Source organism: Aquiflexum balticum DSM 16537 (assembly GCF_900176595.1).
Classification (GTDB): domain Bacteria; phylum Bacteroidota; class Bacteroidia; order Cytophagales; family Cyclobacteriaceae; genus Aquiflexum; species Aquiflexum balticum.
Genome location: NZ_LT838813.1, coordinates 4953601 through 4970063 on the forward strand (window position 1 = coordinate 4953601; position 16463 = coordinate 4970063).

The following is a 16463-nucleotide window of genomic DNA, read 5'->3' on the forward strand; positions in this document are numbered from 1 at the left end:
TTGTTGATCAATATTTTAAAATCAAACTACTATATGCTGGGAGAATTATTGAATTGCCCTCCAAAACAGCATTCCCATAAGCATATATGGTGGTGCCATATTCTTCAGGTGCGTCAATTCTATGCTCAAGATCACTGAGATTATGTACAACAAAAAGTTCCTGATCTTCATGGTTTCTGAAAAAAGCCATTATCGGTTTTGGTAGTTCTCCCTGATACAATTCCAATTCACCCAAAGCTAAAGCCCTATTGGTATTCCTGAGTTTGATAATTTGTTTATAATGATTAAAGTAACTTGTACTCATGGATTTTTGAATTGCTAAGGGAGTAACTGTCTCATCAATGGAATAAACCGGTTCAATCCATGTTGTCCTTCCCTTATCATTATTCTTTAAATCCCATAAAAAAGGCTCTCTGATATTTTCATCAGGCTTTTTGCCCAACATTCCGATTTCCTCCCCATAATATAGATAAGGCGCTCCGGGCATGGTCATGAGAATATTTATGGCCTGTTTGAGCTTTCTGGGGTTTTCTTCCAAGGAATTCAATAATCTGGGTTGGTCATGATTGGAAGAAAATGTTGCATCAATAAATTCGTCTGTAATTCCCTGATAGAAATCCAGAACCTCTTTCTGTTTTTTGGCCAATAGCATCCCGTCTCCCTTCTGATAGGATTCAATCAAGGTGTAATGAAAGTCAAAATTGAAAAGTGCAGGCAGTCCAGGCAGATATGGTGCCACGATCTCTTTTTTGTCATAAACCTCCCCAACAAGGTATATATCAGGTTTTATTTTCTCCATTCTATCTCTGAATTCTTTCCAGAAAGCATGATTATCTTCCGGTCTGTCATCCGGAAAAATATGTTTGGCTGCGTCCAGCCTAAAACCATCCACACCGACGTCCTCAAGCCAGAACCTTCCTATTTCATAAATTTCCTCTCTGACCTTGGGATTATCAAAATTCAGATCAGGCATGCCTCCATAGAAAAAACCATAGTAATAATCTTCCCCAAGTCCCGGATCATGCCACTGTCGGATATTGTCGCTATCAAGTGTAATTGCTTTTTTGTTGATAAAATCGGCAATGGTATCTTTCTGCGCCCAAACATAATAATCTCTATACGGATTGTCCCTCCCTTTTTTTGATTCCAGGAACCAAGGATGTTGATTACTGGTATGGTTGATAATCATATCAATAACGATCTTGATATCGTTTTTGTGAGCCTCATCCAAAAGGTTTTTGAAATCCTCCAAGGTCCCATAATCAGGATGTATTTTTTTATAATCCGTCACATCATATTTATGATAACTCGGTGATTCCTTGATCGGCATAAACCATATGGCATTTGCACCAAGTTCTTTCACATGATCAAGTTTTTTGATTACACCATTGATATCACCTATTCCATCCCCATTTGAATCATAAAAAGACTGAATAAAAATCTCGTAAGTTATTCCTGCATGAGGCCAATGGTTTTCAACTTCCCTTTTCTTATTATCTGTGCACGCAACTGTAACTGTCAAAATCAAAAGAATCAGATTGAATAAATACTTTGTCATAAGGCTTTGTCATTTTAAACAGAAAAAGTCACTTAAAAGTGACTTTTTCAATATGTCCACAAATATAAATCAGTTTCTATTGATTGCATTGAGCTCTTGAAAAGCCAATTCAAGCCTTTTAATAAAGTTCTCTTCCCCTTTTCTAAGCCAAACTCTGGGGTCATAATACTTTTTGTTCGGTGAGTCAGAACCTTCAGGATTCCCCAATTGAGTCTGCAGATATGCTTCATTGGCTTTATAATAATTTTTCACCCCTTCCCAAAATGCCCATTGCTGATCGGTATCAATATTCATTTTGATCACGCCGTAGCCTGTCGCTTCTTTGATCTCAGCAGCTGTAGAACCTGAACCTCCATGAAAAACAAAATAAAGTGGCTTGCCTGACAACCCATGCTTTTTATTCAGGTATTCCTGTGAGTTTTTCAAAATTTGAGGTTTTAAGCTGACATTTCCAGGTTTGTATACACCATGGACATTTCCAAAAGAAGCAGCTACGGTAAATAATTCCCCAATTCCCTTTAAATGCTCATAAGCATAGGCGACTTCCTCAGGTTGGGTATATAGCTTAGAACTGTCGACATCTGTATTGTCAACACCATCTTCTTCGCCTCCTGTGACACCCAATTCTATTTCAATACCCATTTCCAGTTTCACAAACTCTTTGAAATATTTAGCAGAAATCTCGATGTTCTCCTCGATTGGTTCTTCCGAAAGGTCCAACATGTGCGAACTGAACAATGGTTTTTTATAAGCTTTGTAATATTCTTTCCCTTCCTGCAATAAGCCATCAATCCAAGGCAGAAGCTTTTTGGCACAATGGTCGGTATGCAAAACAACAGGCACGCCATAGGCTTCGGCCATTCTGTGAACGTGCAAAGCTCCTGATATAGAACCTTGGATTGCTCCATTTTGGTTTTCATTTCCGGCACCCTTTCCAGCATAAAACTGCCCGCCACCGTTTGAAAACTGAACAATCACAGGAGAATTTACCTTTTTGGCAGTCTCCAAAACTGCATTTATTGTACTCGTATTGATAACATTTACAGCTGGCATTGCGAATTCATTTTCTTTTGCATAATCCAAAAGATCTTTGAGTTCTGCCCCGTACTTAACTCCTGGTTTGAATTTCATGATGTTTTATAAAAGTAATTGTCTATTGTTTTATGAACCGCTTTCTAAGAACCTTGCGGTTATCACTGATTTCAAAGATATAAATACCTGCTGTAAATTCCCTTATATCCACCTGCAAATTATTATCCGCCCCAAAATATCTCCCCTCCTTTAATACTACTCCTGCCGCATTTAAAATCTTAAAATTGAATTGGTTAACTGCTTCCGGAACAGCGATTTTCAAAATATCATTGGAAGGTACAGGATAGAGCTTAAAATCAGATAAATCAATGTTTTCCGGTCCAATTGAAAGAATTGGATCCTCTAATATCTCACCTTCCGGCAATTCAAGTTTCTGATTTGTAAAAAGCAGGAATTGATTGGCCCTCAACCTGAATGTCTTAGAATTTCCTGTGACATTGACTTCCTCTCCTGTGAAATAATTATACCAAACTCCCGGATTTGGAAAACTGAGATTTGCATTATTCACATCTGTTAATCCAAAATTACCATGGAGAACAACCTGAAAATCCCCGTCAATTAACCGGATTGACTTTAAGGGTTGGGAAAGGTTCAGGATGGCATTATCAGGAGAATTAAAGGCCTTATGATTTTCTTTAAGGCTGATCATGGCCTTATACAAATTGAATAGTCTAATTCTTTCAGGATCATCCAAATACTCCCATTTCGTAGGTTTGATTCCAAGCCTATCATTATTCAGCTCAAGATCATACCCAAATTCCTCAAATTGCCACATCATTTTGGGTCCTGGAATCGCAAAAAAGAAGGTAGCCAATAATTGATTCCTATTGACAGCATTACTCAATTTTCTGATATTTATGGGCGAAGTTGCACCCCAAGTAAGGGACTCCCACATGGTTCTTTCTTCATCATGGCTTTCCATGTAACTCATAAGGGTATTTTTGCTCCATCCCCTGGTTTGGTAATATCCCCAATCAAAATTCCTGGAACCTCCTTTGGCCATTTCTCGGAAGTCAAAATTCAAATTTCCCCAAAACATCAACCCATAATCCGCCAATTCCCTTTCTTCAGTATTGTCTGCAAAATGCTCCAAGATGACGTAAGTGTCAGGATGGTTTTCCTTGATTTGGTCAAAAATGTTTTTCCATATCGCAATCCTGGAGGGATCTCTTTGACCCCAAAGAGCGACATTGTCCCCGGAATTAACCTGGGTAAAACCCTTACTCAAATCAAACCTGTATCCATCTACTTTGTATTCTGTCAACCAATAATTATTCACCGAATCTACAAATGCCTTTGTATAAGCACTCTCATGATTGAAATCATATCCTACATTAAAAGGATGCTTTGCCACTCTGTTCAGCCAAGGATTGTCCTCAGTGGGAGCTCCGTAATCCCCGTCATTATACAACCTTACATGGGGATTTTGGCCAAAAGCATGATTTAAGACCATATCCAGGATAATAACCATATCCCTTTTATGAGCCTCATCGATGAGTTTTTTCAAATCATTTTTTGGACCATAAAACTTATCAACAGCAAAAAAGAAAGAAGGATTATAACCCCAGGAAAGATTACCCTCAAATTCCTTTATCGGCATCAATTCGATTGCATTGATTCCCAAATCCTTTAAATAGTCAAGCCTTTCTGTTACAGCATTAAAAGTCCTTCTGTCATCAAAGTCCCTTACCAAAAGTTCATATACTACCAATTCTTCTATTGCAGGTTTATTGTATTCGGTATGCTGCCATTGATATTCTTCCTGGGCAGTCTGTAAAAATGAGGCCTGGAATTCTGTTTTTCCTTGAGGATAGGGTCTCAAGCCGGGGTATCTGTTTTGTTGGATAATTTCATTGTCATGGAAAGGATCTGAAATCTTGTCTGCGTAAGGATCTCCTATCCGGATACTGCCATCTACCAAATACTGGAAAATATATTCCTGACCAGGGGTCAAATCAGATAATCTGTACCAGAAAAATTCCCCATCCAATGTTTGATTCATCTGAAATTCGGGCAGAACCAACCAATCATTAAAATCTCCAATCAAAAAGGCGTTTTTCTTTAATGGAGCTTCCAAAACAAATACCACCTCCGTGTCAGAAATATAATTTATGCCTTTAACGACACCTTGGGGCAAGGGTAACTTGGGACTTGGCCCTACCACTGTGATGGTCAATTGGGAAGTATCTTCTTCCCCGTTTTTTTCCGCTTTTGCTTCCACTGCAAAAGCACCTTCAGATGTAGCCTGAAAAGTATAATTCAATAGTTCAACATTTTGTGCAGAAGATACCTGGGTCCCATTTACAGACAAACTCAGGTTGGCAACTTCCGAAGAAACTATAGAAATGTCCTGAGATTCTCCTACTTCAAGAAGAATTGAAGAAGTATTGGGATTGGTGAAAGTAACCTGAAAACCTTGGCTTAGGTCTACAAAAAAATCCTGATTGGTAGCAGTTTTACCCTCTTTTGTTCCGTCGATGTTTCTAAATACCATTCCCAACCTGTAGATTGTCTGCCCGGCCTGGGGAGAAAAAAAATCGTTTGGGTTCAATTCCCACTCCCAAATATTTGATTCCCCTTCTACCTTGGTCATTTTCGCTATGGGATCATCTGTGCCCCATTGTGTTGGCACAATCGCCCATGCTGTGGATGTGGGGCCCGCAATTACGGCGCCTATATGAATATACACTTGATTAACTCCCTGCAATCCGGTTGTCCCTTTGGAAGCATCGTAAGTGATTTTAATATTCTGATCAGCACGGGGGAAACTTGGGGCTGTTGTTACTTGCCCAAACAATAATGTGGCTGCCGAAGTCAAAAAAGTAAGCGTAATTAGTATTTTTTTTAACATAATGAAATAAGTTAGCCAGTGGGAATTTAAGCTAAATTCTGATAAATTAATAAATAGCAAAAAGGCTACTTGGTTAAGTAGCCTTTTTGCTAAATTCAATATTCTATTTTACTGGAGGAAAATATATCTTCCATCTAAGGAATTGAACCAAATTTTGTATGTTCCTGCTTCTTCAATAGGAATATTTGGTCCTTCCTGTACTCCCTGACCGCTGATTGGGGTATTTGCACCCCAGTTAACCGTCCAAGCGTCATTCGCTCTGAATTTCATCTGTGCTGCAGTCAAAGTAGCTGTGATACTCCAAATATTACCGTCAAAAGTCGATTTTGTCATAGCAGTACTAGCATCCCAGGAACCAGGAGTGGCATCACCTATGATACCTACTGTAGCAAAGTCTGTAGGGGCAGTACCAGTATATGGTTCGATTGAAAATGTGCCAGCTTCCAGATCCATTGTAAAGGTATAAATACCCGCCGTTGGAATAGAGAAAACATCAGGATCAGATCCTCCGCCTTCATTGACAGCTATGGTCGTTCCGTCATTTGTTCCAAATTGAGGCTGCCATTGACCGATTCTTTCAAGGACTTTAAATCCACCCGCATTGAAAAAGCCTGTGTAAACATATAAATCAGTGTTTTCAGGATCTCTGAATAAAGGCGGGTTATTATTGTCGGGATTCCATCCTGGTGCAGTTGCTTCTCCGACCAAGAATAGGTTTCTCAAGGCTACAGCATCGGAGTAAGTAGTAACTGAAATGACGCTTGCTTGGCCTAATATAGCGCTTAGACTTCTATCAGGTACGGCTCTAACCCTGAATTCCATATTTCCGGTTTCACCTGGCAAAATTCCTTTTGTAATTGCTCTTCTGTTGATTTCTGAAACAGTGACGAGTACTGTAGTACTGGTATTAGAACCCAAATCCACAGGAGAAGCAAAGTTATTGCCAGGGCTATCCATTTGAATAAAGTAAGTAACTCCCGTAGAAACACCAAAATCAGCCGGACTGACTTCAAATACTATTGATTCTTCCGCATCTTCTTCAATCAATACAATTGGAGATGTGGATAAAACAGAAGAGGTCGTTTGGGAAATTATCGGTGGAGGTGCAATTTCACCACAGGACCAGATAAACGGGAGCAAAAGCGCTGCCCAAATGAATTTTGAAAGAACTTTCATAGGTAATTGTTTTTTGGAATTTATTGTTTTTGATTTCAATATTAAAACACAATTTTTTATTTATATTATTATATCCTTCCTGTAAGGACCTTAAATCCAACAAGTCATAAGGATAAAATCAACTTCAAATATTACTTAAACAAAGGTGAAATTGCAAGTATTTAACTTAAAAAGACAGTGATTAATATTATGCAAACGTGACCGCAATCGTTTTCATAGGACTGATTTTTTGAATTATTTTTGCATATATTCGTAATAAAAAACATTTGCTTTACAATCTTGTGAAATTTAGCATTTCTAAGGATCCTTAATAGTGATTAATAAAAATATTATTAAAAAAGTACAATTTTTATGAAATTAGGTCAAGCAACAATTAAAGATATAGCAAAGGAACTCAATGTTTCTCCTTCCACAGTATCACGTGCTTTGAAAGACTATCCTGGGATAAGCGATGAAACGAAAAAAAAAGTAAAGGAACTTGCAGAACAACTCAATTACCGTCCGAATGCTGTGGCATTAAGTCTCAGAAAAAGCAAATCCTTTACCATCGGCGTAATTATTCCGGAAATTGTACATTTTTTCTTTTCTACAGTTATCAGCGGTATTGAAGAAGTGGCATTTGCCAATGGATACAATGTCATATTATGTCAGACAAATGAAAAATTGAGCAGAGAACACAGTAGCATCGAAACTATGCTATCCAATCAGATAGATGGTGTTCTTGTAAGTTTTTCGAGAGAAACAACGGATTTTGGGCATTTTGAAAAATTATTGGGATTGAATTTTCCCATCGTATTCTTCGATAGGTTACCGGACTTGGAAAATATCACCACAGTGACTGTTAATGATTATCAAGGAGCATTTGATGCTGTCATTCATTTGATACAACAAGGATACAAGAGGATCATACATTTATCAGGACCACAAAATCTTGCTATTGGAAAAATGAGAAAAGATGGCTACCTGGATGCATTGAAATCTGCCGGGATAAAAGTCAATCCGGAATGGATAATTGAATGCCCCACTGGAACTGAAAAAGAAAGTTTTGATATTACCACTAAATTGTTTCAAAACGGAGAAAACAAACCTGATGCTATATTTGCCCATCACGATATAGTTGCGGCCGGAGCAATGATGGCATTAAAGTCTTTAAAATATAAGATTCCCGAAGATGTTGGCGTTGTGGGCTTTTCCAATTGGCAGTTTTCTTCAATGATTGACCCCCCGCTTTCCACAGTTTCCCAACCCGGCTTCAAAATCGGTGAGGAAGCTACCAAACTTTTACTGGAAATGATCAATAGAAAGAAAGGCCAAATTGGGGAAGCAATAAACGTAGTGTTAGAAACAGAACTCCTGGTAAGAAAATCTTCCGTGAAGATTTAATTTTTTTTCATTTACAAGGAATTTTTATGCAAACGTTTGAATACTTCGATTTGTCAGAAAATGGGTATTTATATGTTTAAATTCTGTTTTCGAATCAATCGACAATGGTTTCACTCATTTTATACTTAAATAATCCTTCCTAACTTAGTCCGTTAACTGCCTGAAAAAATTACCAAATGATACTTATAATTATCAATTAACGCTTAACGATGACCAAGACCTCAAGCACCAAAAATAAAAAAAACCGAAACCTCTCAATCGATGATGTTGAAAGTTGGATTGAAAAAGAAAACGGAATCAAGGGAAAAACCAGTTCGGCAAATTTTGAAATTACTGTATTTGATGACTCTACTATAAGGATTCAGATTACGAGGGAAAATTCCTTCAGCCCCAACCCATACAGCGTAATCAAAGATCCCCAAAAGAATAATTTCAAAATCAATAAGAGTAAAGAGCAAGTTTGGGTCAAAACATCCAAAATACACCTTTCGGTCAATTTATCCCCTTTCTATCTGACCTTCCATACCCCGGCAGGAAAAATCATTAATCAAGATGATCCCTCCTTCTCAGTATCATGGTTGGGAACAGAAGTGACAAATTATAAGAAAGTCCACAAGAATGAGAAATTCATTGGACTGGGCGAGAAGACCGGAAACCTGGACCGAGCAGGTAAAGCATATACCAATTGGAACACAGATTATTTTGCATACGGAGTCGGAGATGATCCTCTTTACATGAGTATTCCTTTCTATTTGGGGATACACAACGAACTCTGCTATGGAATATTTTTTGATAATACCCACAAGACAGTTTTCAATTTTGGAGCCTCAAACAATAGGTTTGTTTATTATTCAGCAGAAGATGGGGATATGGACTATTACTTTTTCCATGATGACTCCATTTCCAAAATCATAAGTTCATATACGGAACTTACCGGTAAAATGGAAATGCCTCCTGCATGGTCATTGGGATTCCAACAATGCAGATATTCCTATTACCCTGAATCGGAGGTATTAAATCTTTCGAAAACTTTCCGGGACAAGGACATGCCTGCAGATGTGATTTACCTTGATATCCATCATATGGAAAAGTATAAGGTTTTCACTTTTGATGGTATAAAATTCCCGGATCCCAAAAGCTTGATCAAATCCTTAAAAGAAAAAGGATTCAGGGTAGTGGTAATTATGGATCCTGGAATAAAAACCGATAAAGGATATTTACCTTATGATGAAGGGCTCCAAAAAGACCTATTTGTCAAATTTCCTGATGGGGATGTTTATGAGGGTCAGGTTTGGCCGGGATGGTGTGCATTTCCGGATTTTACCAAGCCTGAAACAAGAAAATGGTGGGCAGAAAAAATGGAATTTTATTTCGAAGCCGGTGTGGACGGATATTGGACCGATATGAATGAACCCGCTTCATGGGGCCAATTTACACCCAACCTGATCGAATTCCACTATGAAGGTGAAGAGGTCAGCCACCGTAAAGCCAGAAATATTTATGGATTCCAAATGGCGAGAAGTGCTATGGAAGGTAGTCTGTTACATAGACCTGAAGAAAGGCCATTTGTCCTGACACGTTCAGGATTTTCGGGAATACAGCGATATGCCGCAGCATGGACCGGAGACAATTTTGCGAGCGAAGAACATATGATGGCGGGTATCAGATTGGTAAATAGTCTTGGCTTAAGCGGCGTGGCATTTTCAGGTTATGATGTAGGAGGATTTGCTGGGGAAGCTACCAAATCACTTTTCGCAAGATGGATGAGTATTGCGGCATTTTCCCCCCTTTATCGGGCACATTCCATGATCAACAGCAATGATGCCGAACCATGGGCATTCGGTGAGGAAGTTGAGGAGATTTCCAGAAATTATATGAAATTGAGGTATAAACTCCTTCCTACCATTTATAGCAGTTATTATCAAAGCACCTTTTCCGGATTGCCTTTAGCCAAGAGTTTGGCAATAGATTATCCATATGACAAGAAAATTTACGAGACTGCTTTTCAAAACCAATATATTTTCTGTGACAGAATTCTTGTTGCGCCGGTAGAGAGTACCAAAGAAATCACCAAAGTCTATCTTCCGGAGGGAGATTGGTATTACCTTTATGATGGCACCAAACATAAAGGCAAACAGACTGTTTATCAGGACTGTCCTTTGAACTATCTGCCCGCTTATGTCAAAGCAGGAGAAATTCTTTCCTTACAATCCGATATTTCCCATACCGAGGAAACCAATGACGGGATTCTTTATCTTCATCTTTATCATGGTAACGACAAATCGGTATATATCCATTATGAGGACGATGGCATCAGTCATGAATATAAAAATGGTGCTTATTTTAAAAGAGAGATAGAATGGAATTCCAAAACCGGAAATTTGATGTTTTCAAAGCCTGAAGGAAAGTTTGAAACTGGGTATAATAAAATCAAACTTTATTTCCATGGAATTGAAGTTGATTCGATTAAATATGGTGGAAAAACTATTCAACATAATTTAGAAGATGTCTCTTTTTTAAAAAAATTGACAGAGTTTGATCCATTACCGGAACACGATCATCCTTTTTACGAAATGGAGGATGTCCCCTGTGTTGTACTGGACCATATTCTTGATCTTTTCACATTACAAGTCAACTGATTATTTATCCTGATCAATCCCTAACCAACCCAAAATAATGCAATCAATAAGAGAAAAACCAAGACTTAGTTTTTGGCAAATCTGGAACATGAGTTTCGGATTTTTGGGTATTCAGTTTGGATTTGCCCTTCAAGGTGGGTTCATGTCCAGAATATTTCAAACATTAGGAGCAGAAAAAGATGCTATTCCATTACTTTGGATAGCTGCGCCTCTTACAGGATTAATCATTCAGCCAATAGTTGGCTACCTGAGTGATCGGACATGGCATGTGAAATTCGGAAGAAGAAGACCCTATTTTCTTATTGGCGCTATATTGAGTACTTGTGCCTTATTTTTTGCTCCATATTCCAGCGCTTTGTGGATGGCAGCAGGTTCGTTATGGATTCTTGATGCATCCATCAATATAAGCATGGAACCTTTCAGGGCTTTGGTTGCTGACAAACTTCCTGATAGTCAGCGCTCTTACGGTTTTGTGATTCAGACCCTTATCATTGGGATTGGTACTTGGATAGCGAGTAATCTGCCGTGGATGATGACACAAATTGGTGTCCCTAATACCGCAGCCCCGGGGGTTGTACCCGATTCAGTAAAATTTGCCTTCGCCATAGGTGCAGTAGTATTATTCAGTTCAATTTTATACACCATACTCACTACCAACGAATATCCTCCCGAAGATTTGGAGGCTTTCGAAAAAGAAAAAGAAGAAAATAAAGGTTTCTGGAACGGGTTCAAAGAAATATTCAAGAACATCTCGGGCATGCCCAATGTCATGAAAAAACTTGGGGTGGTTCAGTTTTTTTCCTGGTTTGCTTTCTTTACCATGTGGAGTTTTGCTACGCCGGCTATTACAGAACATATCTTTAAAGCAACAGATACTACTTCCTTGGCCTACAATAATGCGGCAGATAGTGTGGGGAATTACTTGGGCACCTATGGACTGATTTCCATGTTTTATGCGTTGATCTTGGCTTTTATCACCAGCAAAGTCAAGATCAACAGAAAATTGGTCCATATGCTCAGTCTGATGGCTGGCGGTTCGGGCTTTATCCTGATATACTTTATTACAGAGCCTTGGATGCTGCATATCTGTTTTGCACTGGTGGGAATTGCCTGGGCCAGTATTCTTTCGATGCCTTATGCTATGCTTTCCAGTTCAGTCAATCCCAAACAAATGGGTGTTTACATGGGAATTTTCAATATGTTTATTGTAATTCCTCAGATTGTAGCAGCATTGGGTGGCATCAATTTGATGTATAAATTTCTGTTTGGGGAAGAAGTGATTTATACGATGGTTCTAGCAGGTACTTCGTTGATAGTTGCGGGTTTTGCCAATTTGTTGATTACAGACAGAAATGCAACGCATGATGGGTAGTGTTCAGTGTTCAGCAAACAGTGGTCAGTCGGCATCTTCCTCAGTGGTCAGTCGGCATCTGTAGACAGACCATCGGTTCTCAAGGGTGAGTAGGTTAGTAGAGAGTCGTGGGAGGCAGTGTTCAGACCTGGCAGTAGGCTAGCGTGCCATTGAGAGCTGAGTACTCATTACCGAGACTACTACATCCAACAACTGACTGCTGCTCCCTGCAAACTGACACACTGTAAACTGAATACTGCTTCACCTAGACAAACGGAAAAGAGACAAAAATGGAAAAAATAAGAATCACTGGAGTTCCTGAACATTTCAATTACCCTTGGCTCAAAGTAATTGAATCGCAGCCTTTCAGAAATGATGGCTTGGAATTAGAGTGGGTCAATGAACCGAAAGGTTCAGGAGCTATGAATAAAGCCTTGCGTGAAGGGGAAACAGATCTTGCGGTTGTTCTCACTGAAAGTTTTGTCAAGGACAAGATTGAAGGAAATCCAGGGCTTATGATTGGTTTACATGTGGCTTCCCCACTTATCTGGGGAATTCATATATCGGGTAAATCTTCCTTTAATGAACTCAAGCAACTAGCAAACTTTCCTTTTCTTATCAGCCGTTATGGTTCCGGATCACATTTGATGGCCTATGTACTGGCTAAAAGAGAAAATTGGGTACTTAAGGATCTGAAATTTGAAGTTATTGGAGATTTGGAAGGAGCAAAAAAAGCTTTGGGCCAATCTGATACAAAAATTTTTCTATGGGAAAAATTCACAACCAAGCCACTGGTTGATCAGGGAATATTCAAACGCGTCGGCGAATTACCTACACCTTGGCCTTGCTTCGCTTTGGTTGCTCACCCTAAATCATTGAAAAAAAATGTTGAAACGATAAGAGTCCTAAGAGACTTGGTATATGAAGAGTCTTCCCGGTTAAGTAAGCAGCCGAATCTATCCAAAGAATTAAGCGACTTTTACAATATCAAAGAAGATGATATCAAGTTTTGGTTAAGTCAGACTACTTGGGCAAATCAAGCAGTTATTTCTAAGAGTATGGTGGAAAATACCATGTTGGAATTGATGGAACTGGGTTTAATTGGGGAAAAAATGGATGTGGAAAAAATGATTTTCAATTCATTAGTTGAACTTGTTTAACCCCTACTCCCTGAAGCGAGATGGTTACTGTAGTTCCTTCACCTTTTTTGCTTACCATGGAAAATTTCCCTCCCATCAAATCCAAAAACCCTTTGCTGAGATTCAGTCCCAATCCTGTACCTTTTTCCTTTTCAGTTCCAACGCTCGATTCCAATAAGGAAACCTGACCATTTAGGATTGTCTCTAATTGAATTTCACTCATTCCGAGTCCATGATCCTGAATCACCAAATTCAGTAATTCTCCCTCTCTAAAAGAGTAAATATCAATTTTTGATCCTTTTTTGGAAAACTTTATTGCATTACTTAACAGATTACGAACAACAATCTGCAAAAGATCCTGATCTACAACTACCATTTCTTTATCGTCCACAACAAGGTTAATAATTATTTCCTTTGATATTGCCTGATGGTTCAATAGGTCTAAGCATGGTTTTATAACCTTAATCAAATTGGTTGGTGCTAAATGAACATTAAAACCCTCCATTTGAGATTTGGACCAGCTGAGAATATTATCGATGTTTTCAAAAAGACCATCTACATTTCTTTTCAAAATATGTGAAATACCTTCAAATTCCTCTTTGGTAAGCTCTTGGGAATGCAGGAGATCCAAAACTCCTTTCAACTGGGCAACGGGACTCTTCAAATCATGACCTAAAATGGAGAGGATCCTATTTTTCATGCTATTGGATTCAGAAAGTTCTTCAGATTTCAACTCAATTTCTTTCTTTTGTTTATCCAATAAAATTCTTTTAGCCTTTAATCTTTCATTTGCCCGCTTCAGTTTTTTGTTGAAAATGAAAAGCCAAGCAAGAAGCGTAACACAAATGATGATAGCCAAACCTCCCATAATCACCATCCTTTTAATGGACTTTAATTCCAATTCTTTTAAAGAATTTTCGATTTTGAGGTAACTGATTTCGGCTTCTGATTTCTCTACCTCAAGCATCGCCTGAAGCAAAGACATCCGGTCTTCATCTATTTCATCTTCTCTTTTGTCTTTCAATTCGGCAAATAACTTATGGTATTGATAAGCAGTAGAAACATCTCCAAGAGAATGATAAACCGATGCCAAAACCTGGAAGGTTTCTATCAATTCTTCTCGATATCCATTTTCTTCAGAAACTTTCCTTCCCTTACCAAGATAATCGAGGGATTTATCAAGATCTCCCTTTAGGAAATAGGCTTTGCCCAACCGATGAAAAACCGAAGCTTCAAAGGTTTTGAGACGGTGGTGGGAAGCAACCGAAAGGGCATATTCGTATGTTTTGATAGCTGAATCCAATTCAGATTTGGCTAAAAAAATATCCCCGATCACTCTATTGGAAAAACTTGTGAAATAAATCAAATTTTCATTTTTATTACTTTGCAAAGCAGTCCGGGCAAAATATAAAGCAGAATCCAATTCACCGACAAACGAAAGATTCAAAGCAAGATTATTCAAACTTCGGATGGTGAGAAAAGAATCATCTATTTCAAGTCCTAATTGATATGCCTCTCTAAAACTCTTAATTGCTTCCGTAAAATTTTTTCTTTGGTAATAAAGGGCTCCGAGATTGTTCAAGGCCATTCCAGTTTCAAATTCATCTTCAAACTTCAACCCAAGAAGATATGCATCTTTGGAATATCTAAAAGACTTGTCCCAAATCCCTAATCTGTAATAAACCCAGCCAAGATTACCTTTTGCCTTCATCAACTGTAGACTGTCACCAAGGCTTAAAGCCAAACTTTCGGCCTGAATACCCCATTTTAGTGCCTGTTGGGTATCTTTTTCTCTAATTAAAAATGTTATTCTATTCAGGGTATTTAGCCTGTCAGCATCATTGTTTTCGGTCAAAACAATTTTATTCAAACTATCCACTTCTTGCATTTGAGCAAAAAGATCGATCGTCATTATAAAACTCATCAACCCAAAAAGGATGATTCTAATCATAAATTCTGTTATTCTTTGGAAAAAAGGAAATTAAATATGTTTGAAAAAAAAATTGTAACCAAATCTTAAGGTGTTTTTTCATTAATTACTTTTAAAGGCTATCGGATCAGTGGGAGAAATGGGATAATTAAGTACATAACCATTTGTTTCGATATCTCCTAAAACCCTTAATCCGGATACATGTGGGGCAGCCATGGAAGTACCTGTTTCAACCCTGTAACTATTTCCGACCCAGGTCGAAAGTATAGAAATACCCGGCGCACCATATTTTATTGGTGGTCCAAAATGAGAAAACCAAGCATACCTATCTCTCGAATCAAAAGCAGAAACAGTAATAGTATAATTGCCATTCACTCTGGCTGGACTGAAAGAGGTGGCAGGTAATCTTGAGTTTCCTGATGCAATGACCATCCAAACCCTTCTTTTTTCGGACACTCTCAACACTGCTTCATCCAGTGCTGTACTGGAATCAAATCCACCGAAACTTAAATTTGCCACGTCACCTGGAATACCTCTGACCCCGATATGTTCAATGCCAGCTATCATACCGGAATAAGTGAAATTCGCATAAGGCCCAAAGAAAATCTTTACCGGTACAAGAGGAACTCCGGCAGCTATTCCAACAACTCCAAACTTATTATCCAATGCCCCCACTGTCCCGGCAACATGAGTCCCATGTCCATGTTCATCGTTTAGATTCCAGTCTTTCTTTTTGGGATTGTATGCATCAAATCCTTTTTTGATATCCACATTCAAATCCGGATGATCCAATTGAATGCCCGTATCCACTATAAAAACACTGTTTCTTCCTGAATACTGAAATGGACCACCAACCCTTTTTATACCCCAAGGCAAAACTTGAGTACTTGGGTCAGTATCTTCATTTCCTTTGAAAGGTGGTTTGTCAACGGGTTTTCCAAGGGTTCCCATCCTATCCTGCTCAATATATTTGACTCTTGGATCTTTTTGCAGCTTGGACAACACATCTTTATCAATCTTGGCGCAAAATCCGGTCAGTGCTAAGGAATATACCCTTTCAAGATTTTCATCTGATATTTTATATTCTTTGAATAAACTGCCGATTTCTTTTCTCATCAAGGAGTGACTGCCCTCATAATCTGAATCGTCTATTCTGAAAGAGATCAGATTTTCGTGCAAAACCACTATATATTGGCCCTCAATCGGAGTGGTTTTTGAAACTTGAAACAGATCAGAATTGTCAATCGAATTGATTTCCTGAAACTTCTCTTCGCTACAGGAATAAAACGCAACAGCCAGAATTACAAACAAATAGCGTTTGAAAAATAGTTTGGGTGATTTCAT

General features: G+C 38.5%; 10 protein-coding genes. 4 read left to right on the top strand and 6 right to left on the bottom strand.

Going from position 1 to position 16463, the window contains the following annotated elements:
* Positions 1 to 7: 7 nt before the first annotated feature.
* From B9A52_RS20950 to B9A52_RS20965, 4 genes are all read right to left on the bottom strand, one after another.
* Entirely contained in the window at positions 8 to 1558 is a 1551-nt protein-coding gene (locus B9A52_RS20950; protein ID WP_084122470.1) for an alpha-amylase family glycosyl hydrolase, read from the bottom strand.
* A gap of 69 nt (positions 1559 to 1627) precedes the next feature.
* Positions 1628 to 2689: a class II fructose-bisphosphate aldolase gene (gene fbaA / locus B9A52_RS20955; RefSeq protein ID WP_084122472.1), complete on the bottom strand. Its 1062-nt coding sequence runs from the start codon at positions 2687 to 2689 to the stop codon at positions 1628 to 1630.
* 22 nt (positions 2690 to 2711) lie between these two features.
* Entirely contained in the window at positions 2712 to 5501 is a 2790-nt protein-coding gene (locus B9A52_RS20960) for a DUF4961 domain-containing protein (protein WP_084122474.1), read from the bottom strand.
* Positions 5502 to 5609: 108 nt separating this feature from the next.
* A complete protein-coding gene (locus B9A52_RS20965; RefSeq protein ID WP_084122476.1) occupies positions 5610 to 6677 on the bottom strand; it encodes a SusF/SusE family outer membrane protein in 1068 nt (355 codons plus the stop codon).
* 351 nt (positions 6678 to 7028) lie between these two features.
* Between B9A52_RS20965 and B9A52_RS20970 the strand changes: the two genes are divergently transcribed.
* The 4 genes from B9A52_RS20970 to B9A52_RS20985 all read left to right on the top strand — a co-directional run bounded on the left by B9A52_RS20970 (position 7029) and on the right by B9A52_RS20985 (position 13210).
* A complete protein-coding gene (locus B9A52_RS20970; protein WP_084122478.1) occupies positions 7029 to 8060 on the top strand; it encodes a LacI family DNA-binding transcriptional regulator in 1032 nt (343 codons plus the stop codon).
* A 209-nt stretch (positions 8061 to 8269) separates the two neighbouring features.
* On the top strand, positions 8270 to 10699 hold the full coding sequence (locus tag B9A52_RS20975; RefSeq protein WP_084122480.1) for a glycoside hydrolase family 31 protein: 2430 nt from the start codon (positions 8270 to 8272) through the stop codon (positions 10697 to 10699).
* A 37-nt stretch (positions 10700 to 10736) separates the two neighbouring features.
* A complete protein-coding gene (locus tag B9A52_RS20980) occupies positions 10737 to 12071 on the top strand; it encodes an MFS transporter (RefSeq protein WP_084122482.1) in 1335 nt (444 codons plus the stop codon).
* A gap of 269 nt (positions 12072 to 12340) precedes the next feature.
* Positions 12341 to 13210, top strand: a complete 870-nt coding sequence (locus B9A52_RS20985; protein WP_084122484.1) for a substrate-binding domain-containing protein — start codon at positions 12341 to 12343, stop codon at positions 13208 to 13210.
* On the opposite strand, the gene B9A52_RS20990 is transcribed toward B9A52_RS20985, so the two are convergent.
* Together B9A52_RS20990 and B9A52_RS20995 are read right to left on the bottom strand one after the other, a co-directional pair.
* On the bottom strand, positions 13185 to 15140 hold the full coding sequence (locus B9A52_RS20990) for a sensor histidine kinase (RefSeq protein WP_084122486.1): 1956 nt from the start codon (positions 15138 to 15140) through the stop codon (positions 13185 to 13187). The two genes, B9A52_RS20985 and B9A52_RS20990, sit on opposite strands and share 26 nt — an antisense overlap.
* Positions 15141 to 15221: 81 nt before the next feature.
* A complete protein-coding gene (locus B9A52_RS20995) occupies positions 15222 to 16463 on the bottom strand; it encodes a S8 family serine peptidase (protein WP_084122487.1) in 1242 nt (413 codons plus the stop codon).